Here is a 25,160-nt window from a genome sequence, read left to right as displayed (position 1 = left end):
GCATGAGCATTTCGTTCGAAGGCCGCGTCGCGATCGTTACCGGAGCAGGCGGTGGCCTTGGCCGCGCCTATGCCCTCGAACTCGCCCGACGCGGGGCGAAGGTTGTGGTCAACGATCTTGGCGGATCGCGCGATGGCACGGGCCATTCGGACGCAGCGCTCAAGGTCGTCGAGGAAATCGAGGCCATGGGCGGCGAGGCCATGTCGAACGGCGGCTCGGTCAGCGAATACGAGCAGATGGTCGAGATGGTCGCCAAGGCCAAGGAACGCTGGGGCGGCGTGCACGTGCTGATCAACAACGCCGGCATCCTGCGCGACAAGAGCTTCACCAAGATGGACCCGGCCGATTTCGAGATGGTCGTGCGCGTCCACCTGATCGGCTCGGCCTTCGCCACCAAGGCCTGCTGGGACCTGATGCGCGAACAGAACTACGGCCGCATCCTGATGACGGCATCGTCCACCGGACTGTTCGGCAACTTCGGGCAGGCCAACTATGGCGCGGCCAAGCTCGGCCTCGCCGGGCTGACCAAGACGCTCTATCTTGAAGGCGCGAAGAACAACATCAAGGTCAACACGCTGGCCCCGGTTGCCGCCACGCGCATGACCGAGGATATTTTCCCCGAGGAAGCCTTCAAGCTGTTCGGCCCCGAAAACGTCGTCCCCGCCGCGCTCTTCCTCGTCTCGGAAGACGCCCCCACCAACGCCATCGTCGGCGCAGGCGGCGGCGCGTACCACGGCGCATGGGTCACCATGAACAAGGGCGTCCTGCTGGCACCGAACGAACGAACCGTCGAAGGCTTCGCCGCCAACTGGGACAAGATCAGCGACCGCACCGGCGACTTCGCCCCGCAATCAGGCGCGGAGCAGAGCCAGGTGATCATTGGCCAGTTGCAGGCGGCGATGAAGGGGTAACTGTCCGCTTTAAAACCACGTCGTCCCGGACTTGATCCGGGACCCCGCTGCCTTTTGCGGCCTCGGTGAAAACGCAGCTTGCGGCAAGAAAAGTGGGGTCCCGGATCAGGTCCGGGACGGCCAGGAGTGATCAGTCAAACTACTCGCAGCACCACGACGATCCCGCCCTGCGGAACCTCACACCCGGCGAGCACACGCACCGCATCAGCCCGTGCGCGTGACAGGACTTCCGGCGCAACGCCTGCATCATGCACCACCACGTCCGCCTGCCCCAGCAGCCGCGCGGTGCGAAGGGTAAGGTCTTCGGGGTCGTTCGAGGTCAGGGTGATTTCGAACCGCCCGGACTGCCCTTCCGCGCCAGAAGCCAGCCAGTCAGCCACCTTCGACTCGCTCCCCCCCCGGAACAGATCGAGTTCCCCGCCCTCGTCCAGCGCCGCATCGAGGGCACGGCGGCGGTCGGCGACCGAGGACCAGCGCTTGCGCATCCCCTCGCGCGCCTCTTCCAGCGCGCGGGCCAAGGCGCCCAGCCCTTGCGGCAGCAGACGCTCCAGCCGCAGGCGCAGGATCTTGGCGAGGCCTGCCGAGGCCCCGCCCGTGCCCACGGCGATCAGCACCGGGTCACGGTCGAGGATCGAGGGCGTGGTGAAATCGCACAGCTCGGGTCGGTCGACCACGTTGACCAGCAGGCCGGCACAGCGCAGCCGGATCGCATCGCCCTGCGCCATGTCGGGATTGTCGTGCGCGATGAAGGCGAGGCGCGCGCCGTCGTCGATCCCGGCGTTGATATCGCGGTAGATCACTCCGCCCGCGCGCTCGATCAGGCGCTGCTTGGCCGCGGCGGCCTCCCCCTCGCCCAGCAGGATCACCGGCTGGCCCGCGATGCGGTGGAAGAGGGGGAGCGACTGCATCTTACTTGAGGAAGTCCGGCACGCGCTCTGCCGCCAGGATCGTCGCAGGATCGATGCGATCAGCCACCACGGCCCACTTGTCGCCATCGACCATGACTTCGGGCACCAAGGGCCGCGAATTGTAGGTGTTGGCCATCGTCGCGCCATAGGCCCCGGCGGTGCGGAACACGGCGAGATCGCCGCGCCCAACCTTGTCGATGGTGCGAGCCATGGCGAAGGTGTCCGAGCTTTCGCAGATCGGGCCGACGATGTTGGCGGTGAAGGTCTCGCCCTTCGGCTCCACCGCGGCGAAATCGTGCCAGGCATCGTAGAGCGCCGGGCGCGCCAGATCGTTCATTGCGGCGTCGACGACGACCCAGGGGTGCCCCACGCCTTCCTTCACGCGGATCACCTCGGTCACCAGCACGCCGGTGTTGCCGGTGATGACGCGGCCCGGTTCGAACATCAGGGTCACGCCCCAGTTGCCGGTCACCCGCGCGACCATCGCCGCATATTCGGCGGGCTGCGGGAACACCTCGCCCGACTTGTATGGCACACCGATGCCGCCGCCCAAGTCCATGTGCGTGACGCTATGGCCAGCAGCGCGGATCTCTTCCATCAGCCCGCCGACCTTGTTGAAGGCGGCTTCCAGCGGCTCGAGCCTGGAAAGCTGGCTGCCGATGTGCAGCGTGAGGCCGCGCATGTTCAGGCCCGGCGTCGTGGCAAGACGGCCATAGATTGCCGCCGCACGATCGAACGGCACGCCGAACTTGTTCTCGGCCTTGCCGGTGGAAATCTTGCCGTGCGTCCCGGCGTCAACGTCAGGATTCACGCGCAGCGCGGACGAGGCAACCTTGCCCATGGACGCGGCGATTTCCGCCAGTTCCAGCCCTTCTTCCTCGCTTTCGAGGTTGAACTGGCCGATCCCGGCTTCGATGCCACGGCGCATTTCGGCCGCGGTCTTGCCCACGCCCGAGAACACGATGCCATCGGGCGCCATGCCTGCCGCCAGCGCCCGTTCCATCTCGCCTCCCGAGACGACATCGGCGCCGTAGCCTTCGGCAGCCAGGACCTTGAGCACGGCGAGGTTGGGGTTGGACTTGACCGCGAAGGCGATCTTCACGTCGCGCAGCACGCCAAGGGCATCGCGGAACACGCGGGCGTGGCGGGTCAGCGTCGCGCGCGAATAAACATAGACGGGCGTGCCGACCGCCGCCGCGATCATCGGCAGGGGCACGTTCTCGGCGCAGAGCACGCCGTTGTTCAGTTCAAAATGGTCCATCGGAAATTCTCAGTCTTCGGGAGGCAGGTCGAAAGGATCGTCTTCGCGATCCTGCGAGCGGCGACGCGGCTCGACGTTGCGCGCAGGGGCTGCCTGCGCGGGGGTTTTGAGCAGATCGTCCGCGCCCGGCTGGACCTCGCGGCCATAGGGGATCGGCGGCGGCGTCTGGTCTGGCGCCAGCTTCAGCTCGGCCTTGTTGCCGCAGCCCGCCAGAGCGAGGGCGCCAAGGGTGCCGAGCAAAATGGTGCGCGAAAGCTTCAAGCCTGTTCCTCCAGCCCCAGCGCGACGCGCGCCTGGGCCACGCGCTTCCTTACCTCGTCCGGCGCGGTTCCGCCATGGCTGCAACGCGCCGCCACGCTCGCCTCGACGGAAAGCGCGGCGTAGACGCGATCGTCGATGCGCTGGTCAATGGCCTTGAGGTCCTCAATCGAGAGCTGATCGAGCGCGATGCCGCGCGATTCGGCCAGTTTCACGGCGCTGCCGGTGATGTGATGCGCCTCGCGGAACGGGATGTTGGCCTGCCGCACCAGCCAGTCGGCGAGGTCGGTCGCCGTGGCATAGCCGAGTTCGGCGGCGGCGCGCATCCGGTCGGTGCGGAACTTCGCCTCGGCCACCATACCGGTCATCGCGGCGATCGACAGGGCGAGCAGGCTTGCGGCTTCGAACACCGGCGGCTTGTCGTCCTGCATGTCCTTCGAATAGGCCAGCGGCAGGCCCTTCATCGTGATCATCAGGGCGGTCAGGCAACCAACGATCCGTCCGGAATGCCCGCGCACCAGTTCGGCGGCATCGGGGTTCTTCTTCTGCGGCATGATCGAACTGCCGGTCGACAGGCTGTCAGGCAGCGTCACGAAGCCGAAGGGCTGGCTCGCCCAGATGATGAACTCCTCGGCCAGCCGCGAAAGGTGCAGCGAGCACTGCGCCGCCGCCATCAGGTAATCGAGCGCGAAATCGCGGTCTGACACCGAATCAAGGCTGTTATCGGTCGGCCCGTCAAAGCCGAGCGCCTCGGCGGTACGGAAGCGGTCGATGGGAAAGCCGGTTCCGGCCAGCGCCGCCGAACCCAGCGGGCTGCGGTTCATGCGGCTGCGCGCATCGGCAAAGCGCGAACGATCCCGCCCGATCATCTCGTAATAGGCCATCAGGTGATGGCCAAGCGTGACGGGCTGCGCGGTCTGCAGGTGGGTGAAGCCGGGCATGATCGATGCGGCGTGTTCGCCTGCGCGGCTTACCAGCGCCACCTGCAACTGCTTGAGGCCAAGCTCGGCCTGGTCCATCGCATCGCGCACCCACAGGCGGAAGTCCGTCGCCACCTGATCGTTGCGGCTGCGCGCGGTGTGGAGGCGCCCTGCCGCCGGGCCGATCAGTTCGGCAAGGCGGCTTTCGGTGGTCATGTGGATGTCTTCGAGGTCCCAGTTCTCGGGCACCCCGTTGGCTTCATACTCCGCCGCGACCTGATCCAGCCCTTGCGCGATCAGCGCAGCATCCTCGGCCGAGACGATTCCCTGCGCACCCAGCATGTCCACATGGGCCTTTGACGCGGCGATGTCTTGCCGCCACAGCGCCTTGTCGAAGGGAATCGAGGCGTTAATCTCGCGCATGATCGCCGAGGGACCGCCTGCGAAGCGCCCGCCCCACATCTGGTTGGAGCCTGATTTGTCGCCCATGTCCGTCTATTCGCCCAAAGTGCTGTTGCTCGTGGCGGCCCTTGCCGTTGCGGGGTGCGATAGGCAAGCGCCGAGCGACTCGCAACCGCAGAGCAGCGCGGCACCTACGGAATCTGTCGCCAAGGGCGAATTCAATGGCACGCTCGACATCGCCAATCGCGGCAAGGACATGCCCGACTTCACCGTGACCGATCCGTCGGGCAAGACGCTCAAGTTGCGCGATCTCAAGGGCAAGCCGGTGCTGGTCAACCTCTGGGCGACATGGTGCGGGCCATGCGTCCTCGAGATGCCGATGCTCGACAAGCTGGCAGCGGACAACGCGGGCAAGCTCCGCGTCCTCACGGTATCGCAGGACATCGAAGGAGGGGCGAAGGTCGCACCGTTCTACGCCGAGAGGAAGTTCGCCAAGCTGGAACCCTGGCTCGACACCGAGAACAACCTCGGTTTCTTCTACGAGACGGGAATGCTGCCGACGACGGTGCTCTACGACAGGGATGGCAAGGAAGTCTGGCGCATGATCGGCGCGCATGACTGGTCGGGTCCACGCACCGCCGCGATGCTCGCCGAAACCCTCGAGAAGTAGGCCGTTGGCGCAGGGGAGTTGGCCCTTTGCCCCTGAGAGTTGGGGATGAGTTGGGGGAAACTTGCCCCAGAGTTCAGGAGAGTTGGAAACGGAATGGTTTGACATTCGCTCACGTGCCACTAGAGCGGCCGGCGGGCCACGCGGTCCCAACGCCGCGCGTGCTCTCTGCAAGGAGAGACTACAATGTCTGCTACGATTCCGGCTCGCAAGCCTGCGCGCCCCTTCTTCTCGTCCGGTCCCTGCGCAAAGCCGCCCGGATACTCCCCCGAAAAGCTCAGCACCGAATCGCTCGGCCGGTCACACCGCGCCAAGATCGGCAAGACGCGCCTGCAGTATTGCATCGACCTGATGCGCGAAGTGCTGCAGCTGCCCGATACGCACCGCATCGGCATCGTTCCGGGGTCTGACACTGGCGCTTTCGAAATGGCGATGTGGACGATGCTGGGCGCCCGCCCCGTCACCACGCTGGCATGGGAATCATTCGGTGAAGGTTGGGTCACCGATGCCGCCAAGCAGCTCAAGCTCGATCCCACGATCCTGCGCGCCGACTATGGCCAGATCCCCGATCTGAACGCGATCGACTGGTCGAACGACGTGCTGTTCACCTGGAACGGCACCACCTCGGGCGTGCGCGTGCCGAACGCCGATTTCATCCCGGAAACCCGCGAAGGCCTCTCGTTCGCCGACGCGACTTCGGCTGTCTTCGCCTACGACATCGACTGGTCGAAGATCGACGTTGCCACCTTCTCCTGGCAGAAGGTCCTTGGCGGCGAAGGCGGCCACGGCGTGCTGATCCTGGGGCCCCGCGCGGTCGAACGGCTCGAAACCTACACCCCTGCATGGCCGCTGCCGAAGGTGTTCCGCCTTGTTTCAAAGGGCAAGCTGGCCGACGGCGTGTTCAAGGGCGAAACGATCAACACCCCCTCGATGCTCGCCGTCGAAGACGCGATCTTCGCGCTCGAGTGGGCCAAGGGTCTGGGTGGGCTGAAGGGCCTCCAGGCGCGCAGCGATGCCAATGCGGCAGCGCTCGACAAGATCGTCGAAGAGCGTTCGTGGCTCTCGCATCTGGCCGCTGACGAAGCGACGCGGTCGAAGACCTCGGTCTGCCTCTCGGTCGAAGGCGCTGACGCAGATTTCATCAAGAAGTTTGCAGGCCTGCTCGAAAAGCAGGGCGCGGCCTATGACATCGCCGGTTACCGCGATGCCCCGGCGGGCCTTCGCATCTGGTGCGGCGCGACCGTCAATGCCGAGGACATCGCCGATCTCGGCCCGTGGCTCGACTGGGCCTACGAGACGACCAAGGCCGAACTGGCTGCGGCCTGATCAAGGCTTGGCGCTGCTGCAGGGTAGCGCCAAGACCTTCCCGTTCTTCCAGTCGTCACCCTGTCCTTGGTTCAGGGTCCATCTCTCCCCCTCAACCGACATTTCGGGCCGAGGGATGGATGCTGAAACGAGTTCAGCATGACGGTGTCTCATTCTGATGGATTGGATCGAAACATGACCAAGCCCAAGGTTCTCATTTCCGACAAGATGGATCCCAACGCCGCCCGCATCTTCACCGAGATGGGCTGCGACGTCGACGTGATCACCGGCGAAACCCCGGAACAGCTGATCGCCCGCATCGGCGAATACGATGGCCTCGCCATCCGTTCCTCGACCAAGGTGACCAAGGCGATCCTCGATGCCGCCACCAACCTCAAGGTCATCGGCCGTGCCGGCATCGGCGTCGACAACGTCGACATCCCCTACGCCTCGTCCAAGGGCGTGGTGGTGATGAACACCCCGTTCGGCAACTCGATCACCACCGCCGAACACGCCATCGCGATGATGTTCGCACTGGCCCGCCAGATCCCGGAAGCCAACGCGCAGACGCAAGCTGGCCTGTGGCCGAAGAACGGCTTCATGGGCGTTGAAGTCACCGGCAAGACATTGGGCCTGATCGGCGCTGGCAACATCGGCTCGATCGTTGCCAGCCGCGCGCTTGGCCTCAAGATGAAGGTTGTCGCCTTCGACCCCTTCCTGACGCCCGAGCGCGCCGTGGAAATGGGCGTCGAAAAGGCCGACCTCGACACGCTGCTGGCCAAGGCGGACTTCATCACGCTGCACACGCCGCTGACCGACCAGACCCGCAACATCCTCAGCCGCGAGAACCTCGCCAAGTGCAAGAAGGGCGTGCGCATCATCAACTGCGCGCGTGGCGGCCTGATCGATGAAGCCGCACTCAAGGATGCTCTGCATTCGGGCCAGGTCGCAGGCGCCGCGCTCGACGTGTTCGAAACCGAACCCGCCAAGGAATCGCCGCTGTTCGGCACCCCGAACTTCATCTGCACCCCGCACCTCGGCGCGAGCACGACCGAAGCGCAGGTCAACGTCGCGCTTCAGGTGGCCGAGCAGATGGCCGATTTCCTCGTGACGGGCGGCGTCACCAACGCGCTCAACATGCCCTCGCTCTCGGCCGAGGAAGCGCCGAAGCTCAAGCCCTACATGGCGCTGGCCGAAAAGCTCGGCAAGCTGGTGGGCCAGCTCGCGCACGACAACCTGACCAAGATCGCCATCGAAGTTGAAGGTGCCGCCGCGCAGCTCAACCAGAAGCCGATCACGGCGGCGGTCCTTGCCGGCCTGATGAGCCAGTATTCGCAAAGCGTGAACATGGTCAACGCACCGTTCCTCGCCAAGGAGCGCGGGCTTGACGTGCGCGAAGTGCGCCATGATCGCGAAGGCGAATACCGCACGCTGGTTCGCGTCACCGTCAGCACCAGCCAGGGCGAGCGGTCGGTTGCGGGCACGCTGTTCGGCAACGGCCAGCCGCGCCTCGTCGAGATCTTCGGCATCGGCATCGAGGCCGATCTCGACGGCGACATGCTCTACATCGTCAATTCCGACGCGCCCGGCTTCATCGGCCGCATCGGCACGCTGCTCGGCCAGTCGGACATCAACATCGGCACCTTCCACCTCGGCCGTCGCGAAGCCGGCGGTGAAGCCGTGCTGCTGCTCTCGCTCGACAGCCCGGTCCCGCAGGACGTGCTCAAGCAGGCCTGCGACATCGAAGGCGTACGCGTGGTCAAGGCGCTGAACTTCGTCTGATCCAGCGTCAGCGTGAAATCGAGGGGCGGGTGCAGCGATGCGCCCGCCCTTTGCTTTTGGCTACCTAGCCGCTAAGCGCCCCAACCATGACCGACGTCGATTCCAGCTTGCTGCCCGAGGGGCTTGAGGACCGCCTGCCTGCCGAGGCGGCGACCACCACGCGCGTGATGCGCAGCATTCAGGATGTGATGCACGGCCACGGCTATGACCGCGTGCTGCCGCCGATGATCGAGTTCGAAAAGAGCCTCGCCGCGCGCATGGCGGGCATCCAGTCACCCACATCCACTAGGCGCATGTTCCGCTTCACCGATCCGTCGAGCTTGCGGATGATGGGTTTGCGTTCGGACCACACCCCGCAGATCGGCCGCATCGCGCAGACGCGGCTGGCCGAGGCGGCGCGCCCCCTGCGGCTGATGTATGCAGGGCAAGTGCTGACCATCAAGAGCGACGGGCTGAACCCCGCGCGCGAGAAGCTGCAGTGCGGCGCGGAGCTGGTCGGTGCGGACAATCTGGCGGCGGCGACCGAGATCGTCTCCATCGCGGTCGAGGCGCTGCAGGCCGCAGGCGCGCGCGGCGTCAGCGTCGATTTCACCCTGCCCGATCTGGTCGATACGCTGGCCGCCAAGGCCTTTCCGCTGGAACCTGCGCAGATCGAGGCGGTGCGGCGCGAACTCGACACCAAGGACGCTGGGGGCTTACGCGATGTGGGCGGCGAGGCCTATGTGCCGCTGCTTTACGCCACCGGCGAGTTCGACAGCGCCATCGAGAAGCTCTCGGCCATCGATGCCGGCGGCGCGCTCGCCTCGCGCATCGCGGCGCTCAGGCAGATCGCCGCCAGCCTGAACGGCGCAGCGCGGCTGACGCTCGACCCCAGCGAGCGCCACGGCTTCGAATACCAGACCTGGTTCGGCTTCACCCTCTACGCCGAAGGCGCGCGCGGCCCGGTGGGACGCGGCGGCACCTATCGCATTGCGGGCAATGGCAAGGACGAAGCCGCCACCGGCTTTTCGCTGTACCCGGATGCGTTGATCGACCTGCTTTCGGCCAGCGAAACGCCGGAGGACCGCGTGTTCCTGCCGCTGGGGCATGACCGTGATGAAGCGGCGAGGTTGCGGTCGATTGGGTGGCGCACGGTCGCGGCGTTGAGCGATGCGGACAGCGCGCAGGGGTTGGGGTGCACGCATGTGTTAGGGAAGAGTGGGCCGGAGAAGGTGAGGTAGGACCGAACATGAAGGTGATTTGCTTGGTGATCGGACTGTTCGCTGGAGCAACCCTTCTGTTCGGGTTGGCAGCAGTCGGATTGGTCTGGGCTTCTTCAGAGTGGAGCTATTACCTCCAACTTGGCTTAGCTTGTGTGCTGCTCTTTTGCCTTTTCGTATTGGTTAGACGCGGTGTGTCATGGCCAACCGCAGCAATTGCAACCGCGTGTGTTGCGTCGGTTACAGCAACGATGCCGATGGATAGAAAACTTCCGCTAAAACCGACCGATGATTTTCAAGCGCTTGCGGTGTCTTGGGCACTGCAGTTTTTTGTCATTTTGATATTCACTGCCGGAGTTCGATTTTACTACCAGGCAAGGCGAGTTCCATTGCGGCATTGATGCCCTGTGGCGCTGATGGGAATCCAGACAACAAGCAGGGTTGTCGCAAACCCAAAACCCGTCGTCCCGGACTTGATCCGGGACTTGGTTTTTCTTCTTCCGCGCTCGGCTGCGAGGAGAAGCCAAGCCCCGTGTCGAGCACGGGGCGACGGCCCAATCCTCCCTGTTTTTCCGAAGGACAAACGGGGAGGTGGCATTCGCGGCAGCGAATGACGGAGGGGCTTCTCTCCCCCTCCACCACCCTTCGGGCGGTCCCCCTCCCCATTTGTGCTTCGCAAAAACGGGGAGGATTTTGTCTCACCCCCCAAACACCCCCTTCAACCACGCATCCATCACCGGCGTTGCGGGATAGTCCGGTTCGCCCAGCTTGCGGTTGATTTCGGCGTGGCCTTGCAGGCCGGTGCCGGGGAAGCTGCCGTATTCGACGGTCACGCCCGCCTTCTTCAGCGCCGCGCCGAGCTCCTGCGCCTGCGCCACGCCGTCCTTGCGCTGAACGTGGAGGAGGAGGAAGCGCGGGGCGTTGGGGGCGGCGGCGTGGTAGGTGGGGGATAGCGCCTTCTGGCGCGCCGGGTCGGTGCCGAAGGCCTGTTTGTAGGTATCGGCCATCATGCGGCCGGCCTGCGCCATCTGCTGGGGCACGTCATAGGCCGCGCCGTCGTTGGGCATCACGCCGTCTATGTCGGCGAAGGACAGGCCCGCCTTGCGCAAGTATTGCTCGTCCGTGCCGACCAGCGCGACGAGGTGTGCGCCCGCGCTGTGGCCGGTGATGACGACCTTGCTGCGATCGATGTTCAGCTTGTCGGCGCGGGCCAGCAAATAGGCCAGCGCCTGCGCCACGTCGCTCGCCTGCTGCTCGACCGTGGCATCGGGCACGAGGCGGTAGTTGATCGAGGCAAAGGCATAGCCCTGATCGCGCAAGTGGCCGGGCAGGGCATTGCCCATCGCGGTGTCCTTGCTCCCGCGCTTCCACCCGCCGCCGTGGACGTAGAGAACGAGCGGGACCTTGGGCTTGGGCGCGATGTCAATGGTAGCAGGAGCCCAGTAGTCCATGACTTGCAGGGGATCGGAGCCGTAGGCGAAGGTCTGCGCGCCCGGCGCACGCTCACGCTTTGCCGAACCTTCCGCGCGTTGCTCCATGCGCTTGGCGATGCGTTCGCGCAAACGCTCGCCGGGGCGGGCTTCCGCCAGCCCTGCCCCCAGTATGACCAGCGCCGCTGCGCCGACGATCCATGTCCGCTTCATGCCGTGACCTCACCGTTTTCCCTTGCTGAGAAAACTGATGGGCCACGGGTTTATCTGCGATGAACCACCAGATTCAGCAGGTGATCAGAAGCTGAAGCGGGCGCTCAAGCGAATGTCTCGCCCGAACAGCGGGGCGACATCCTTGAGGAAGCTGGTGTGGCGGCGCGCTTCCACATCGAAGATGTTGTTGGCCTGCAGCATCAGCGTGGTCTGCGATTGCGCGCCGAACGGCTTCCACGAAACGCTCGCGTTGACCATGGTCCAGGCCGGCGTTTCGGTTTCGAACGCGGCAATGCGGCGCTGCGCCGTGGCATGCTCCACCTCCAAGCGCCCGCCGATCACGCTGCCACTGGCTTCCAGTCCGCCAATCAGGCGCAGCGGGGGAATGCGTGGCACGGCCCCGCCCTGTTGACCATTGGCGCCCAGCACATCGGCGCGGGTGTAATCGACAAGGCCGGTCAGTTCGAAGCGGGTATCGCCCGCCTGAGCCACGGTAACCGCGCCTTCGGCCTCGAAGCCATAGAAGCGGGCGTCGGCCTGAGCATACTGGAACACCGGCAGTTCGTCCTCTTCCTCGCCGGTGGGGTTGAGGAAGATGTAGTTGTCGAAGCGGTTGATGAAGGCGGAAAGCTCGACGCGCCAGCCCTCGCCGCGCCCGCGCAGCACCGCTTCGCCGCCGATCTGCCGTTCCTTGCGGAAATCGGGATTGCCGATCTCGAAGGCGCGGGTGGCGGCGTGGGCACCGTTGGCGAACAGTTCTTCGGCGGAAGGCGCACGTTCGCTGCGGGCCCCGCTGAGGGCAAGGCGGAAGCCACTGCCGAGATCGACCGAACCGCCCAGCGAGAGCGAGACCGAATCGAACGTCCTCTCCCGCCCGATTGCAGCGGACCTGACGGTCGCATGCTCGTAGCGCGCCCCCGCTTCCAGCTTCGCGACGCCGAGGTCGAACTCCTGAAGGGTGAACAGGCCGATCTGCCGTGTCTCGTTGGCGGGAATATAGGCCTCTTCGCCCACGGCATTGAAATTGCGGCTGAAGTACTGGAGGCCACTGGCACCCTGCCAGCCGTTGCGCTGTGCCTGCACCAGTTCGGCGCGCGCTTCCCAGCTCCTGTTGAAGAAGCTGGTGCCGATTTCCCCGGTCGATTCAATCTCGTCGTGGCGATAGTCAGCCCACCCGCCGCGCACCTTCAGCTCCTTGAACGCGCCGCCCAGCGGCACTGCGCCGCGCACGTCGACGCGGGTCTGCCGCATGTCGAGGGTGATGTCCTCATGGCCGTGGCCCTCGTGGTCGTCTTCGGCCAGCGCCGTGACACCCCCTTCTTCGCCGTGATCGTCGTGGTGGATTTCAAGGCTGTTGGGAATGCCGTAGCGATTTTCGAGATGGCTGACGGCAAAGCCGAAGTTTGCGCCATTGCTGCCGACCCATCCGAGACCACCGGCCACGTCCCAGGTGCGCGCGGACGTGTTCTCGAGCCGCCCCCGCGCCTGCGCCTCATCGGCCACCTCGCCACCCTCTTCCGCCGCTTCCTCACGCAGATCCTTGCTGAACACGAAGCCACCGGTGCGGTAATTGCCCGATTCAAAGAAGCTGCCGTCCAGATGCGCCACGAACCCGCCACCCAGCGGCGCGTTTACCGAGGCTGCGACATTGCGCTCTTCGGCTGCCGAGGCGAGGCCGGCCACGGCGTCGACGTGCGGTCCTGACTGGGGCACCTCGCGCGGGATGCGCAGATCGCGCATGTTGACCACGCCACCGATCGCGCCCGATCCATAGAGCAGCGCAGCCGGGCCGCGCAGGATCTCGATGCGGTCGGCCAAGAGGGGATTGACCGCCACGGCATGGTCGACCGATGTGTTCGACACGTCGAAGCTGCCGATCCCGTCGGTCAGCACGCGCACCCGCTCGGAATCCAGCCCGCGCAGGATCGGGCGCGAAGCATTGGGGCCAAAGAAGGTGGAGGACACACCCGGCTGGCGGGCCAGCGTCTCCCCGATGGTCGAGCGCTGCTGCAACTGCAGATCGTCACCCTGAAGGACGGTTACTGCCGACGCCACATCGTCGCGCTTGCGTTCGAACGGGGCGCTGACGACGATCTGGATCGACGGCTGAGTGTGCCCGTCTGCCTGGTCATCAGCTGCAGGAGCAGAAGCCTGCTGCGCCACGGCGGGGACGGCGAATGCAACAGCGCAAATCGGTGAAGCGCTGAGGAAGAGAGCAGAAAGACGCATGGAATGTCCTTGCTGAATGCGACTGGCCACCCGCCCTTCGGGCTGCGGCGTTGACGGCTCAATACAGGCGCCGCACGCATGTTACAACATAACATTACATGAATCCGCCGCCCTTTTTCCAAGGAAGAACGAGAACGCTAGGCCGGTCGGACGAGCAGGCAGGTGCCGGATGCAGAGAACGCCACGTCGGCGGCAGCAGCGGCAAGGGCGCAATGGCCTACGTCCACTGCCTCGCCCGCTACCGCAACGGCGGCATCGACCGGGATGACAAGGCATGGACCGTCATACGCATTTTGCACATCGGCCGCAGGCTCGCCAATCACGCAATCGGCACGGAAATACTTGCCGCTGGCCAGCTTGCCCGGTTTCGACAGAACATCGTGGCGCCGTAGCGAGGGGTCGTGCGGCTCGCCCCGTGCAACCGCAACGCTCTGCTCAAGGTGCAATTCGCGAGGTCGGCCATAGTCGTAGAAACGATAGGTGATGTCGCTGTTCTGCTGGATTTCGATCAGGCTTATACCCGCCCCGATCGCGTGCACTGTGCCGGCGGGAATATAGAAGAAGTCCCCGCGCTGAACCGGATACCAGTCCATCAGCCCCTCGATGCTGCCATCGAGCGCTGCTGTGCGCAGCGCTTCGCCATCCAGATGCTGGCCAAAGCCGATGCCCAGCTTCGCGCCCGGCTCGGCATCAAGGATCAGCCAGCATTCCTCCTTGCCGCGATCCTGCTCGCCCAGCGCCCTCGCCTGCGCGTCGCTGGGATGCACCTGCACCGAAAGCTTGTCGCTGGTGAAGATGTACTTGATCAGGACCGATGGCAGTTCGGGCGGCGGCTCGAACCAGATTTCGCCAATGCTCTTGCCCGAGTAGGATTCGAAAGGCGGGGGCAGATCGTTCTTTCCCCAAGGTTTTTCGACTATCCGCCTCGGCAGCAATTTCACTGGTTCGCAGCTCCGGAAAGTTTGCCCACGCCTTGCGCACCTTCCGGCGTGCAGACGAGGACTTCGTCGCCATCGACGACGATCATGAGGTTCGACGCGCCCACCACCGAAACGCGGGGGCCATCACTCATAACGAGTACGTTGCTGCAATCCTTCAGTTCCGCCCGACCGCGGACGGCATTGCCCGATTCATCGCGATCCTGCGCTTCGTGCAGGGCCTGCCAGTTGCCGATGTCGGACCATGCCATCTCAGCCGGGACCATCGCTGCGCGCGAAGTGTTTTCCATGACGGCATAGTCGACGGATTCGCTGGGCACCTTGGCAAAGGCTTCGTGATCGGGATGAAAACGCATGCCATCTTCCCGCCCTTTGGCCACGGCCTCGCGCACGGCCGACAGAATGTTGGGCCGATGTCGGCCGAGTTCCTCGAGGAAGGTGCCGACCCTGAATGCGAATATGCCCCCGTTCCAGGCATAGTCACCGCTGCCGAGGAACTCGATCGCGCGGGCCAGATCGGGCTTTTCGACGAAGCGCTCGACGCGGCGACCGCCGGTGCCGTCGATCGCTTCCCCCTGCTTGAGATAACCGAAACCGGTCTCGGGCGCAGTGGGCACGATGCCGAAGGAAACGAGCCAGCCATCCTGCGCCAGTGCCGCCGCCTTGTGCGCGGAGGCCCGGAAGGCATCGCAATCACCGATATGATGGTCGCTGGGGCAGACCAGCATGATCGCGTCTTCCGGCAGGGTCAGCGCGGCAAGCGCGATCGCCGCCGCAGTGTTGCGCGCTTCCGGCTCGACAATGATGCGGGTATTGGCAGGATCAGGCAACTGCTGCTCGACATGATCGAGATGGGCGGCACCGGTCACGACGACAGGATTGCCAAAGCCTTCCCCCACCGGGCAGCGCAGGACGGTTGCGCGAAACAGCGTCTCGTCGCCTACTAGCGGAAGGAATGGCTTTGGCCGCGCCTTGCGCGAGCGCGGCCACAGACGGGTGCCGCTACCGCCGCACAGGATCACGGGAACTGTATTGGTCATGTGTTGCCTTGATCTGACTTGCTGCAGCGCAGCGAAGCACTGTTCTAGCGAGTTGCATCCATTCTTGCCAGCATCTCGCCAACCGATGTCGTAGCGAACCCCACGGCGCTGTCTGATATGCCATATGGCACAAGCAACTGATCCTCGACCAGCAGCGCACCGCAAGTATAGACTACGTTGGGAACATACCCGAAGCGATCGGCATCAATGGCTGTCAGCAATGGCTTGCTTGAGCGCGCGATGACTTTCGAAGGGTCATCACGATCGAGCAAGGCGCAGCCCAACGCGTACTTGCGCATCGCGCCCACGCCGTGCGTCAGCAACAGCCAGCCGTGGTCGGTCAGTATCGGGCTGCCGCAGTTGCCGATCTGCACGAATTCCCAAGGGAATTCCGGCTCCATCAGCAGCACGCCATCATCGTCCCAGCGCTCGAGACTGTCCGAGCGGAGCAGGAACAGGTTCTTGCCGTCCTGCCGGCCGACCATGCAATATTGCCCGCCCACCTTCTGCGGAAACAGCGCCATGCCCTTGTTCCGACCGGCGCGCCCGACGATGGGTTCAAGCAGGAAGGACCGGAAATCCCGCGTGCGCAGCAATTCGGACCTGATATCTGCTCCGGAATAGGCAGTGTAAGTGCCGATCCACTCGTAATCCCCACCGCCATGGTCAAAGCGGACAAGGCGGAGGTCTTCCAAGCCGCCGCGTTGCTGTTCGGTCACAGGAAAGATCACGCTGTTGGAAAGCGTGCTCTCCGAGTGCCGATGCAACGTGACGGCGCAATCGGCCCCTTGGCACACCGTCAGGCTGTCGTCCGGCAGCATGGCTGTTGCAAAATGGCTCTGCGGCCAGAGTTCGAAAGCGCCGTCGGGAAGGGCAATGCCTTCCCGGAAGACGATCGAACTGATGTGCCCCTCGCCCACGGCACGCAGGCTCATCACGAACCGGACTGCGCCGTCGGTCATGCCCGACTGGTCGGGATGCGGCACGATGCTCGGGTTCATCAGGGCCGCAGCGGCATAAGTGTATTCGTGGCAGAAGTAGGCACCGATGAGCCGCTTGCGGCGGATCGACAGTTCCGAACCATCGAAGTTGAGCACCGCCTCCATCTGGCGATAGCGCTCCTCGAAAAGCTGTTCGGTCTGCCAGTGACGCTCCTCGAAATCGTGGAGCACGCGCGCGTACTCCTCGTCTGCCTCCTTGTGGCCAAGCGAAAGGACATCGGCGACGAGCTTGCGCGCGCGCGCGCCAGAGCCGCCGGGCCCCTGCCAGCCAAGATGAAATGGACGAAGCACGACCCTGGAGGGATCGGCATGAAGTCGTTGTTCAAGCACCCGCAAGCTGTTGCGTACCCTTGCTGTTGTTCTTCATGGCAATGGCATGGGGCGGAATAGGTTCCTGACGGATCGTTCCGGAACCCGGGCGCCGCGCAATATCGACCATGGCGTAATGCGCAAGTTGGAACGCGAGGATAGACTCCGCACCGCAGTTGAGGTTGACCCCTTGCGGGGTCACGCCATCGCGGCAGCGGCCTGACACGATATCGCCAAGCACCTCGCCGCGGTCATTACCGCCCAGGAACCAGCGATAGGCGGTTTCCGCATGACGCAGCCATGTAATATCACCGGTCGCGGCATAGGCGGTCGCCGCCGCATCGACCGCAGCCCAAGCTTCCAGTGGCTGCTGGTCGAACGGCATGTTCTCATAAGGCCGACCGAAGGTTTCCGAACCCACCGGGCGGAAGTGCCCCTGCGCCGAAACCTGCTGCCGCGCAATGAAACGCAGCGAGGACAGGCCGGATTCCACCCAGGCAGCTCGCTCCAGAACCTGCCCGGCCCCGATCAGCGCCTGGGAAAGGCGCGGATTGTCATAGCTGAGCACGGCTTCGAACCAAGCCCAATCGGGGCGACGCGCTTCGTTGAGAAGGTTGGCAAGCAACTCGGCGCCGTGGCGAAGGCTGTTCAGCGCCTCGCCATGTGCAGGGTTGGCGCGCAAAGCCTCGATGCAGCCGAGCATCACGAACGCAACCGTGCGAGGGGCATCCATCGTGCAAACCGGAGCAAGCGCGATGTCGAACCACTGTGCTGCCCAGTGCCGAAGCCCGGCGTCCGGCGCATCGTTCATGGCCCGGCCCAGCGCCCAGACCGTTCGGCCATTGCTGTCGGCCGATCCGATCGGTTCACACCAGGTCCGGTCAAAGTTCATGAAGTTGCGAAAGGCGCGCGCGTCGGGATTCCAGGCGTGCTGGATGAACGAGGCATAGACCATGGCCCAGCGCTGCCGCTCTGCCAGGGGCACGGTGTCGGCCACACCCATCAGCATCAGTGCCCGCACGTTGTCATCCAGGCAGTAGCCATGACGGCGGTCGGGCACTGTCAGGATGGAGTGTTGCAGCATGCCGGTGGCATCGCTCATCGCAGTCACGCCAGAGAAGCCCGGCGTCGCGAGCAGCGGGGTCGTGCGATCAGGTCGGACCACCACGCTTTCGACCAGTTCGCGGGCGGCGCCGGCAAAGCGGGGCCAGATCGTCTCGCGGCCCTTGTCCCAGGCGCGCTTCTGCACGGCATGCAGTTCGTCGGGATCATCAAGCAGGCGATTCACAGCGGCTGCAATCACATCGGCCCGGCGCGGATCGACCAGCACCCCCACCCCATCGGCAAGGAGTTCTCGGGCGTGGACATATGGGGTCGAGACCACAGCCTTGCCCAATGCCACGGCATAGCTGAGGGTCCCCGAGGTGGATTGTTGCATGTTGGGGTATGGCGTCAGGTAGATGTCGCAGGCCTCGAGCTGGTCGAGCAGTTCGTCCAGATCGAGGAAGCGGTTGTCCCACTCGATGTTGGCGGCAACACCCAGATCCTGAGCGAGGGCCTCAAGGCTCTCGCGATAGCGCTCGCCTTCGCTGGCAACGAGGTTGGGATGGGTGGCACCAACGATGCGATAGACGACATCGGGATGGTTCTGCACGATGGCCGGCAGCGCCTCGATGACCGTTTCAAGCCCCTTGCCTGGGCCGAGCAGGCCGAACGTCATCATAACGCGCCGTCCCTCATGGCCGATGCGCGCCTTGTAGGCCTCGCCACGGCCGAACGGACGGTCTGGCGCGCCATGCGGAATCACCATGATGCGTTCGGGAGCAACGCGGTAGAGATCCTGCAGCAGCCCCATCGAGTGCTGCGACATGACCATGACGCGAGAGGCGCGGCGCAGGATGTGTTCAAGCACCTCGCGCTGATGCGCGGATGGCTGGGCAAGAACCGTATGCAGGGTGACGATCAGCGGCGCCGCAACCCGGTCGACGAGTTCGAGCACCATATCGCCATCGGCACCCCCGAAGATGCCGTATTCGTGCTGGAGCCAGACCGCATCGACCGCGTCCTCGTTCATGCGGCGCGCCGCGGCGCGATAGTCCTCGACCTGATCTGAACGGATGAGCCCGCGCACACCGTCGTATTCAAGAGGCGAACGCGCATCGTCGATAACGTGAAGATCGACCGAGATGTCCGAATGATGTGCCCGGAGCTGCTCGTAGATATCGGTGGTAAAGGTGGCGATGCCGCACTTGCGCGGCGTGTAGCCCCCAATCAACGCAACGCGGCAGGGCGCTTTCTGGCCGCGACGGAGGAAGGAGAGGACTCCGGGAGCGGAAGCGTCGCCGGTGCCGAAGGCATTTTCGATGAGAGTCATGGCGTGCAGGTTTCCGAAGGCTCGTCGCAAACCGCATGGCGCGGATGCTGTACTGTCGATGAACCAACGCAGGGAGAGCAATCCGGTTGCATTGCGATGCAACAAAAATAGCGCGGAAATAACGCAGGTTACCGCAAAAGTTCTTCTATCCAACCATTTGTATAACTTAGGATATAAGAATTGCTATGTTGCAGTGCAGTATTATGGTTCGAACCAGCGCTGTTCCCAGCCGTAGCTGGAGGTGACCGGATTGCCTTCCGCATCAAGCGCAGGCCGAAAGCGGAAGCGCTCGGTGGCAAGACGGCAAGTTGTCGCATCGGCCTCGGGCACGCCACTCGCGCGGTAGACACGGCAGGACGATACGCGTCCGTCCGTGCCGACCGTCAGCAGGATAACCACGCGCTTGCCGATGCGTTCCTGCTGGCTGCTGACCGGGTAGTCACGGGTCGAGCGGATATCGCCGGCGATCTTTTCTGCCTTCCGGGCAAGACCACCACCCGAACCATTGCCGCTGGCGCCGCTGCCGGTGCCCGTGCCCTCACCACCGCCGCCGGTCCCCTGCCCTTGCGCGGCTGCGCCCGAACGCGCGTCTTGGCCGGTCGAGGCGACCGGTGGCGCATTCTCCTTGCGCGAAGGGACGCGAGCCTTGGCGATCACCGGTTTGGGCTTGGCCTTCTTCCCCTCCTCCCCCGAAGCGCCAGCGGGTTCGGGCGTGGTCGGACTGGGCGTGGGCTTGGGCTCGTCCAGCGGCACATCGAAAGTGCTGGTGGTGAAAGCCTCCTTGGCCAGATCGGTCATGGCCGGGACCCCGCCGAAACCGTGGATCACACCCCACAGCACAACGATATGCAACAATGCGGCGAGCACGGTGGGCGCAAGCCGCTCGCGCCCGCTGCGCTGGCGGTCGCGATAGCGCCCTGACGGCGTGACTGCGCCACTCGTCCTATCCACGTACTGCCCTTGCATCTGCGGCCAAACGCATTCGGGTCATCTATGGTTGCAACCATTCAGGCGGAATGGAAAGCCTCAGGACGAAACCCTATGGCAGGAACGGCGCGGCAACATCCTTCGGCACGCGCAGGATGCGGCCTGATGCGCGGTCGATAATCGCCCAGGTGGTCTTCGCGCTGACGATGACCTTGCCGCCTGCGTTGCGGAAATCCACGCGCCGGTCGAACCTCGCGCCGGTGGGCGGTTCCGGAATGAAGGTCTCGGCCGTGACGCTCTCGCCCGAAACGATGTTTCCGCGATAATCGATCTCGTGCCGCGTCACGACCCAGACGTAGGCCTGTTGGTGCTCGGGCGAGGCGACCGCGGACCAGTGCGCGGTGGCGATATCCTGAATCCAGTTCACCCACACCGCATTGTTGACATGGCCAAGCTCGTCGATGTGCTCGGGGCCTGCGGTAAAGGTGAGGGTGTGGCTGTTGCTCAAGCCTCCACCCCCAGCTGCCACAGGATGAAGGCGAACTCCTCCGCCGTTTCCTTCAAGCTCTCAAACCGGCCCGACTTGCCGCCATGGCCCGCGCCCATGTTGGTCTTGAGGATCAGCTCGTTGCCGTCGGTCTTCACCTCGCGCAGCTTCGCCACCCACTTGGCAGGCTCCCAATAGGTCACGCGCGGGTCGTTGAGGCCTGCAGTCACCATCAACGGCGGATAGCCCTGCGGCTTGACCTGATCATAGGGCGAGTACGACTGGATCAGTTCGAACGCCGCCTTGTCCTCGATCGGGTTGCCCCATTCAGGCCACTCGCCCGGTGTCAGCGGCAGGTCCTCGTCAAGCATGGTGTTGAGCACGTCGACGAACGGCACGTGGGCCACGACCGCGCCCCACAGGTCTGGATCGGAATTGATCACTGCGCCCATCAGTTCACCCCCGGCCGAACCGCCGGAAATGCTGATCTTGCCAGCCTGCGTGAACCCACGCTCAATCAGGCCCCTGGCGACGTCGACGAAGTCGTTGAAGGTATTGGTCCGCGCTTCCAGCTTGCCCGCCTTGTACCACGCGCGGCCAAGATCGTCGCCGCCGCGGATATGCGCGATGGCATAGGCAAATCCGCGGTCGACAAGGCTCAGCCGCGTGGTCGAGAAGCCCGGCCCGATGGCGATGCCATAAGCGCCGTAACCATAGAGGTGCAGCGGACCGCCCTGTTCGCCATTGATGGCCGCGCGGTCCTTGCGCCAGACCACGCTGACTGGGACCATCGTGCCATCGCGCGCCGCAATTTCCAGCCGCGCCGTGTCATAAAGCGAAGCATCGTACCCGCTCGGGATTTCCTGCACCTTGAGCAGGGTCAGGCTGCGGGTGGCCACGTCATAGTCATAGGACGACGCCGGGCTGACCATCGATTCATAGCCGACGCGCAGCACGCTCATGTCCCATTCGGGATTGTCGCCAAGCGAAGCTTCGTAGCTTGCTTCGGGAAACTCGATCGGTTCGATGCGAGACGGATCGTCGTAATAGCGCACCTCGATCCGGTCCAACCCGCGCACACGCCCTTCGGTCACGTAGAAGTCGCGGAACAGGTCGAACCCGGTAAGGTAGAAATCGTCCGTTCCCTCGATCAGCGTGGTCCATTCGCCGGGGTTCGCGAGCGGCGCGGTGGCGAGGCGGAAGTTCTCGTGGGTATCGTTGGCGTGGATATAGAGAACGCCATCGCGCTCATCGACATCGTACTCCACGCCCTTCTGCCGGGGTTTGACCAGCAGGGGTTCGGCAAGCGGATCGTCCGCCGGAACCAGTCGCACCTCGCCCGTCTCGTGGTCGCCGGTCGAAATGATCAGCCATTTCTCGTTGGCCGAAAGCGACGCGGCCACGCGGAAGCCCTCGTCGTCCTCGTGATAGAGTTCGACGTCGTTCTCCAGCGGCTGGCCAATCCAGTGCAGGCGCGCGTTGTCCGTCCGCCAGTTCTCGTTGGCAAGGCTGTAGACGAGGCCGGTGTCGTCCTTCACCCAGATCAGTCCGGAAAGCGTGCCGGGGATCTCGTCGGGCAGGACCTCCCCGGTGGCGATGATCTTGATGCGGGCCGTGAAGCGTTCGGAGCCGTTGTCATCCACCGACCAGGCGAGCTTCGTCCCGTCCTTCGACACCGCAATCGCGCCAAGGCGGAAGTAGTCCTTGCCTTCGGCCAGGGCGACTTCATCGAGAATCAGTTCGTCCGCGCTGCCATCGTCGGGCGCGCCAACCGGCCTGCGCCACCACTTCTTGTATTCGGCGCCTTCCTCGAACTCGATCCAGTAGAGGAAGTCGCCATCCTTCTGCGGCACGGACTTGTCGGCTTCCTTGATGCGGGCGCGCATTTCCTTGAACAGGGCGTCGATGACCGGCTTGCGCTCGGCCATGCGAGCCTCGAACCAGGCGTTCTCGGCTTCGAGATGGGCAAGCACGGCCTTGTCGGCGACCTCGGGATAGCCGGGATCGCGCAGCCAGGCGTAATCGTCGGAGACGGTCAGGCCATGATGCGAAAAGCTGTGCGGAATGCGGGCGGCGACAGGAGGTGTGGCAATGCTCATCCCCCGCATCTATGTTGCGTGCATGATGCCCGCAAGGCGGGCCGCCCACATTCAGGACCGATCCCATGCTGATGCAAACTCATGAAGCCCGCCTCGACGCCTTGCGCAAGCAGCTTGCCAAGGACGGGCTGGACGGCTTCGTCATCCCCATTTCTGACGAACATATGAGCGAATATGTCGGCGCCTATGCCCAGCGGCTGGAATGGCTGACCGGCTTCGGCGGCTCCGCGGGCACGGCGGTGGTGCTGGCCGATGAAGCCGCGATCTTCGTTGACGGACGCTATACCCTGCAGGTGCGCGATCAGGTCGATGGCAAGCTGTGGTCGTACCAGTCGGTGCCGCAGACCAGCGTTGCGGAATGGCTCGGAAAACATGCTCCGCAAGGTGCGAAGATCGGTTACGATGCCTGGCTCCATGCCAAGAGCTGGGCGCAATGCGTTGCCTCCGCACTCGAACCGCGCGGCGCCTCGCTGGTGGCAGTCACAGACAACCCCGTCGACGCGGTATGGCAGGACCAGCCGGCGCCCTCGCTCGCTCCCGCGGTGCCTCATGCCACCGAACACGCCGGCAAGTCGGCAACGGAAAAGCGGGCCGATGTGGCCGAGTGGCTCGCATCGCAAGGGCTCGACGCTGCGGTCATCACTGCGCTCGATTCGGTGGCCTGGCTGCTCAACATTCGCGGCGAGGACGTGGATCGCACGCCCGTGGCGCTCTCCTTCGTCATCGCCAATGCCGATGGCACCGCCGACCTGTTCATCGCGCCCGAGAAGGTCACGCCCGAACTGACGGCGCATCTCGGCAACGCGGTTCGCGTCCAGCCGCGCGAGGCCTTCGTCCCGGCGCTCCAGGCGCTCAAGGGCAGGAAGGTGGCGGTGGATCCCGAACGGGCGGTGGCCGCGATCTTCCAGGCGCTCGAAGGGGCCGGTGCGCAAGTCGTTGCCGTCACCGATCCGGTCGTCCTGCCCAAGGCCATCAAGAACCCCGTGGAACAGGCTGGCCACCGCGCTGCACAGGCCCGCGATGGCGCCGCCATTGCCCGCTTCCTGCGCTGGATCGAGGTCGAAGCGCCCAAGGGCACCGTGACCGAACTTTCCGCAGCCGACCGCCTGCAAGCCTTCCGCGCCGAGGGCGGGCTGCTCCGCGACCTCTCGTTCGACACCATTTCGGGCGCCGGGCCGAACGGTGCGGTGGTTCACTATCGCGTCAGCGAGGAGACCAGCCGTACGCTCGAGCCGAACAGCGTCTACCTCGTCGATTCGGGCGGGCAGTACGTTGATGGCACCACCGACATCACCCGCACCGTCTGGGTCGGACCTGACGCGCCGCATGCGGAGGTGAAGGACCGCTTCACCCGCGTGCTCAAGGGCCACATCGCGCTGGCCCGCGCCGTGTTCCCCAAAGGCACCGCCGGCAGCCAGCTCGACAGCTTCGCCAGGCAGTTTCTTTGGTCCGCTGGCCTCGACTACGCCCATGGCACCGGCCACGGCGTCGGCAGCTTCCTCGCCGTCCATGAAGGCCCGCAGCGCATTGCCAAGGCCAGCGGCGGGCAGGCCGGCACCGGCCAGCCGCTCATGCCGGGCATGATCCTTTCGAACGAACCGGGCTACTACAAGACCGGCGAATACGGCATCCGCATCGAAAATCTCGTGCTGGTCGAAAGGCGCGACATTTCCGGCGCCGAGGGCGAGTTCTACGGCTTTGAAACGCTCACCTTCGCCCCGATCGCCCGCGATCTGGTGGATATCGCCCTCCTCTCACCCGATGAGCGCGAATGGCTCGACACTTACCACGCCAAGGTGCGCGACGTCCTCGCCCTGCAGCTTTCCGGTGACGATCTGATCTGGCTGGAAGCGGCCTGCGCGCCCTTGTGACGGGGCATATGTTCACGTATTGTTCCTTATCGACTCAAAGATGAGGAGCAATGCGATGATCGGATACGTCACTGTCGGCACGAATGACCTGGCCAAGGCCGCAGCGTTCTATGATGCCATCGCTGCAGAAATGGGCGTGGGCCGGATGATGGAGTTCGAGACCGGGATTGCCTGGGGCGTGCCCGATGGCGCTGCCGGAATTGCGGCGATGAAGCCTTTCGACGGGCAGCCCGCAACGGTGGGCAATGGCGTCATGGTCGCGCTACAGGCCAAGGACAAGGAACAGGTCGGGCGCCTCCACGCCATTGCGCTTGCCCATGGCGGCACTTGCGAGGGCCAGCCGGGACTGCGCGGTGGTGGCTTCTACGCCGCCTACTTCCGCGACCCCGACGGCAACAAGCTCAACGCCTTCGTGATGGGCTGAACGCAGGCATATCCGCCCGCGCTTGCACGCGGATGAACGCTCCGGTGCAGGCGCGACAAATTGCGACAATAAACCCGCGTCCCCGGCATAGTCGCGCGACAAGCTGCGCCTAGATAGGGACTACAGGAACTGCGGTCGCTGGTTTTCAGTCCCCCCTGAGCAAGGCACTCCCTCCCCCTCTCCTTGCCAAGTGCCAGTGGCCGCA

General features: G+C 64.6%; 21 protein-coding genes. 8 read left to right on the top strand and 13 right to left on the bottom strand.

Annotated features, from left to right (window positions below; translation table 11 throughout):
* The first annotated feature begins 2 nt into the window (after nucleotides 1-2).
* Nucleotides 3-911 carry an SDR family NAD(P)-dependent oxidoreductase gene (locus AC1Q5P_RS16780; RefSeq protein ID WP_193827565.1) on the top strand — a complete coding sequence of 303 codons (909 nt, stop codon included), beginning with the start codon at nucleotides 3-5 and terminating at the stop codon, nucleotides 909-911.
* 134 nt (nucleotides 912-1,045) lie between these two features.
* Here the strand turns inward: AC1Q5P_RS16780 and AC1Q5P_RS16775 are convergent, their stop codons facing one another.
* From AC1Q5P_RS16775 to argH, 4 genes are read right to left on the bottom strand one after another with little or no spacing between them, the layout of a single operon-like run.
* Nucleotides 1,046-1,819: a precorrin-2 dehydrogenase/sirohydrochlorin ferrochelatase family protein gene (locus tag AC1Q5P_RS16775; protein ID WP_492519562.1), complete on the bottom strand. Its 774-nt coding sequence runs from the start codon at nucleotides 1,817-1,819 to the stop codon at nucleotides 1,046-1,048.
* Nucleotide 1,820: 1 nt separating this feature from the next.
* The gene (gene lysA / locus AC1Q5P_RS16770) at nucleotides 1,821-3,080 is read right to left on the bottom strand and encodes a diaminopimelate decarboxylase (protein ID WP_492519561.1); all 1,260 of its coding nucleotides are present in this window, start codon (nucleotides 3,078-3,080) and stop codon (nucleotides 1,821-1,823) included.
* A gap of 9 nt (nucleotides 3,081-3,089) precedes the next feature.
* The gene (locus tag AC1Q5P_RS16765) at nucleotides 3,090-3,341 is read right to left on the bottom strand and encodes a hypothetical protein (protein WP_039336391.1); all 252 of its coding nucleotides are present in this window, start codon (nucleotides 3,339-3,341) and stop codon (nucleotides 3,090-3,092) included.
* Nucleotides 3,338-4,720, bottom strand: a complete 1,383-nt coding sequence (argH, locus tag AC1Q5P_RS16760; protein WP_492519573.1) for an argininosuccinate lyase — start codon at nucleotides 4,718-4,720, stop codon at nucleotides 3,338-3,340. Before argH ends, AC1Q5P_RS16765 begins: the two co-directional genes overlap by 4 nt.
* Nucleotides 4,721-4,745: 25 nt before the next feature.
* On the opposite strand from argH, the gene AC1Q5P_RS16755 reads away from it, so the two are divergent.
* From AC1Q5P_RS16755 to AC1Q5P_RS16735, 5 genes are all read left to right on the top strand, one after another.
* The gene (locus tag AC1Q5P_RS16755) at nucleotides 4,746-5,330 is read left to right on the top strand and encodes a TlpA family protein disulfide reductase (protein WP_492519572.1); all 585 of its coding nucleotides are present in this window, start codon (nucleotides 4,746-4,748) and stop codon (nucleotides 5,328-5,330) included.
* 183 nt (nucleotides 5,331-5,513) lie between these two features.
* Nucleotides 5,514-6,653, top strand: coding sequence for a phosphoserine transaminase (locus AC1Q5P_RS16750; protein ID WP_492519560.1), 1,140 nt, complete (start codon nucleotides 5,514-5,516; stop codon nucleotides 6,651-6,653).
* 174 nt (nucleotides 6,654-6,827) lie between these two features.
* A complete protein-coding gene (gene serA, locus AC1Q5P_RS16745; protein ID WP_492519559.1) occupies nucleotides 6,828-8,414 on the top strand; it encodes a phosphoglycerate dehydrogenase in 1,587 nt (528 codons plus the stop codon).
* 86 nt (nucleotides 8,415-8,500) lie between these two features.
* Nucleotides 8,501-9,634, top strand: coding sequence for an ATP phosphoribosyltransferase regulatory subunit (locus AC1Q5P_RS16740; protein WP_492519558.1), 1,134 nt, complete (start codon nucleotides 8,501-8,503; stop codon nucleotides 9,632-9,634).
* An 8-nt stretch (nucleotides 9,635-9,642) separates the two neighbouring features.
* Nucleotides 9,643-10,014 carry a hypothetical protein gene (locus tag AC1Q5P_RS16735; RefSeq protein ID WP_492519557.1) on the top strand — a complete coding sequence of 124 codons (372 nt, stop codon included), beginning with the start codon at nucleotides 9,643-9,645 and terminating at the stop codon, nucleotides 10,012-10,014.
* Nucleotides 10,015-10,311: 297 nt separating this feature from the next.
* On the opposite strand, the gene AC1Q5P_RS16730 is transcribed toward AC1Q5P_RS16735, so the two are convergent.
* The 9 genes from AC1Q5P_RS16730 to AC1Q5P_RS16690 all read right to left on the bottom strand — a co-directional run bounded on the left by AC1Q5P_RS16730 (nucleotide 10,312) and on the right by AC1Q5P_RS16690 (nucleotide 22,669).
* Complete coding sequence (locus AC1Q5P_RS16730; protein ID WP_492519556.1) at nucleotides 10,312-11,256, bottom strand: alpha/beta hydrolase; 945 nt, start codon at nucleotides 11,254-11,256, stop codon at nucleotides 10,312-10,314.
* Nucleotides 11,257-11,340: 84 nt separating this feature from the next.
* On the bottom strand, nucleotides 11,341-13,485 hold the full coding sequence (locus AC1Q5P_RS16725; protein WP_492477305.1) for a TonB-dependent receptor: 2,145 nt from the start codon (nucleotides 13,483-13,485) through the stop codon (nucleotides 11,341-11,343).
* Between the two features lie 137 nt (nucleotides 13,486-13,622).
* Nucleotides 13,623-14,426 (bottom strand): class I mannose-6-phosphate isomerase, encoded by an 804-nt coding sequence (locus AC1Q5P_RS16720; protein ID WP_492519555.1) that lies wholly within the window; start codon nucleotides 14,424-14,426, stop codon nucleotides 13,623-13,625.
* Nucleotides 14,423-15,463 (bottom strand): mannose-1-phosphate guanylyltransferase, encoded by a 1,041-nt coding sequence (locus AC1Q5P_RS16715; RefSeq protein ID WP_492519554.1) that lies wholly within the window; start codon nucleotides 15,461-15,463, stop codon nucleotides 14,423-14,425. The genes AC1Q5P_RS16720 and AC1Q5P_RS16715 overlap by 4 nt, the downstream gene beginning before the upstream one ends.
* A 44-nt stretch (nucleotides 15,464-15,507) precedes the next feature.
* A complete protein-coding gene (locus AC1Q5P_RS16710; protein ID WP_236727173.1) occupies nucleotides 15,508-16,755 on the bottom strand; it encodes a glycoside hydrolase family 130 protein in 1,248 nt (415 codons plus the stop codon).
* A gap of 31 nt (nucleotides 16,756-16,786) precedes the next feature.
* Nucleotides 16,787-19,147, bottom strand: coding sequence for a glycosyltransferase family 4 protein (locus AC1Q5P_RS16705; protein WP_492519553.1), 2,361 nt, complete (start codon nucleotides 19,145-19,147; stop codon nucleotides 16,787-16,789).
* A gap of 201 nt (nucleotides 19,148-19,348) precedes the next feature.
* Nucleotides 19,349-20,098, bottom strand: a complete 750-nt coding sequence (locus AC1Q5P_RS16700; protein ID WP_492477301.1) for a TonB family protein — start codon at nucleotides 20,096-20,098, stop codon at nucleotides 19,349-19,351.
* Nucleotides 20,099-20,186: 88 nt separating this feature from the next.
* Entirely contained in the window at nucleotides 20,187-20,582 is a 396-nt protein-coding gene (locus AC1Q5P_RS16695; protein WP_039336365.1) for an acyl-CoA thioesterase, read from the bottom strand.
* The gene (locus AC1Q5P_RS16690) at nucleotides 20,579-22,669 is read right to left on the bottom strand and encodes a S9 family peptidase (RefSeq protein ID WP_492519552.1); all 2,091 of its coding nucleotides are present in this window, start codon (nucleotides 22,667-22,669) and stop codon (nucleotides 20,579-20,581) included. Before AC1Q5P_RS16690 ends, AC1Q5P_RS16695 begins: the two co-directional genes overlap by 4 nt.
* A 56-nt stretch (nucleotides 22,670-22,725) precedes the next feature.
* On the opposite strand from AC1Q5P_RS16690, the gene AC1Q5P_RS16685 reads away from it, so the two are divergent.
* On the top strand, nucleotides 22,726-24,531 hold the full coding sequence (locus AC1Q5P_RS16685) for an aminopeptidase P family protein (protein WP_492519551.1): 1,806 nt from the start codon (nucleotides 22,726-22,728) through the stop codon (nucleotides 24,529-24,531).
* 55 nt (nucleotides 24,532-24,586) lie between these two features.
* Nucleotides 24,587-24,955 (top strand): VOC family protein, encoded by a 369-nt coding sequence (locus tag AC1Q5P_RS16680; protein WP_039336487.1) that lies wholly within the window; start codon nucleotides 24,587-24,589, stop codon nucleotides 24,953-24,955.
* Nucleotides 24,956-25,160 lie beyond the last annotated feature (205 nt).

The organism is Novosphingobium sp. GW835-FHT14H07 (assembly GCF_058793515.1).
The sequence above is the reverse complement of the archived record's forward strand: the minus strand, read 5'-3'. Positions and strand labels throughout refer to the sequence as shown.

Bases quoted from the DNA above. Each gene is read 5' to 3' on its own strand.
- AC1Q5P_RS16780 (WP_193827565.1), top strand. From the start codon at position 3: ATGAGCATTTCGTTCGAAGGCCGCGTCGCGATCGTTACCGGAGCAGGC.
- serA (WP_492519559.1), top strand. From the start codon at position 6,828: ATGACCAAGCCCAAGGTTCTCATTTCCGACAAGATGGATCCCAACGCC.
- AC1Q5P_RS16730 (WP_492519556.1), bottom strand. From the start codon at position 11,256: ATGAAGCGGACATGGATCGTCGGCGCAGCGGCGCTGGTCATACTGGGG.
- lysA (WP_492519561.1), bottom strand. From the start codon at position 3,080: ATGGACCATTTTGAACTGAACAACGGCGTGCTCTGCGCCGAGAACGTG.
- AC1Q5P_RS16715 (WP_492519554.1), bottom strand. From the start codon at position 15,463: ATGACCAATACAGTTCCCGTGATCCTGTGCGGCGGTAGCGGCACCCGT.
- AC1Q5P_RS16680 (WP_039336487.1), top strand. From the start codon at position 24,587: ATGATCGGATACGTCACTGTCGGCACGAATGACCTGGCCAAGGCCGCA.
- AC1Q5P_RS16755 (WP_492519572.1), top strand. From the start codon at position 4,746: ATGTCCGTCTATTCGCCCAAAGTGCTGTTGCTCGTGGCGGCCCTTGCC.
- argH (WP_492519573.1), bottom strand. From the start codon at position 4,720: ATGTGGGGCGGGCGCTTCGCAGGCGGTCCCTCGGCGATCATGCGCGAG.
- AC1Q5P_RS16775 (WP_492519562.1), bottom strand. From the start codon at position 1,819: ATGCAGTCGCTCCCCCTCTTCCACCGCATCGCGGGCCAGCCGGTGATC.
- AC1Q5P_RS16725 (WP_492477305.1), bottom strand. From the start codon at position 13,485: ATGCGTCTTTCTGCTCTCTTCCTCAGCGCTTCACCGATTTGCGCTGTT.
- AC1Q5P_RS16685 (WP_492519551.1), top strand. From the start codon at position 22,726: ATGCTGATGCAAACTCATGAAGCCCGCCTCGACGCCTTGCGCAAGCAG.
- AC1Q5P_RS16690 (WP_492519552.1), bottom strand. From the start codon at position 22,669: ATGCGGGGGATGAGCATTGCCACACCTCCTGTCGCCGCCCGCATTCCG.
- AC1Q5P_RS16735 (WP_492519557.1), top strand. From the start codon at position 9,643: ATGAAGGTGATTTGCTTGGTGATCGGACTGTTCGCTGGAGCAACCCTT.
- AC1Q5P_RS16740 (WP_492519558.1), top strand. From the start codon at position 8,501: ATGACCGACGTCGATTCCAGCTTGCTGCCCGAGGGGCTTGAGGACCGC.
- AC1Q5P_RS16705 (WP_492519553.1), bottom strand. From the start codon at position 19,147: ATGACTCTCATCGAAAATGCCTTCGGCACCGGCGACGCTTCCGCTCCC.
- AC1Q5P_RS16750 (WP_492519560.1), top strand. From the start codon at position 5,514: ATGTCTGCTACGATTCCGGCTCGCAAGCCTGCGCGCCCCTTCTTCTCG.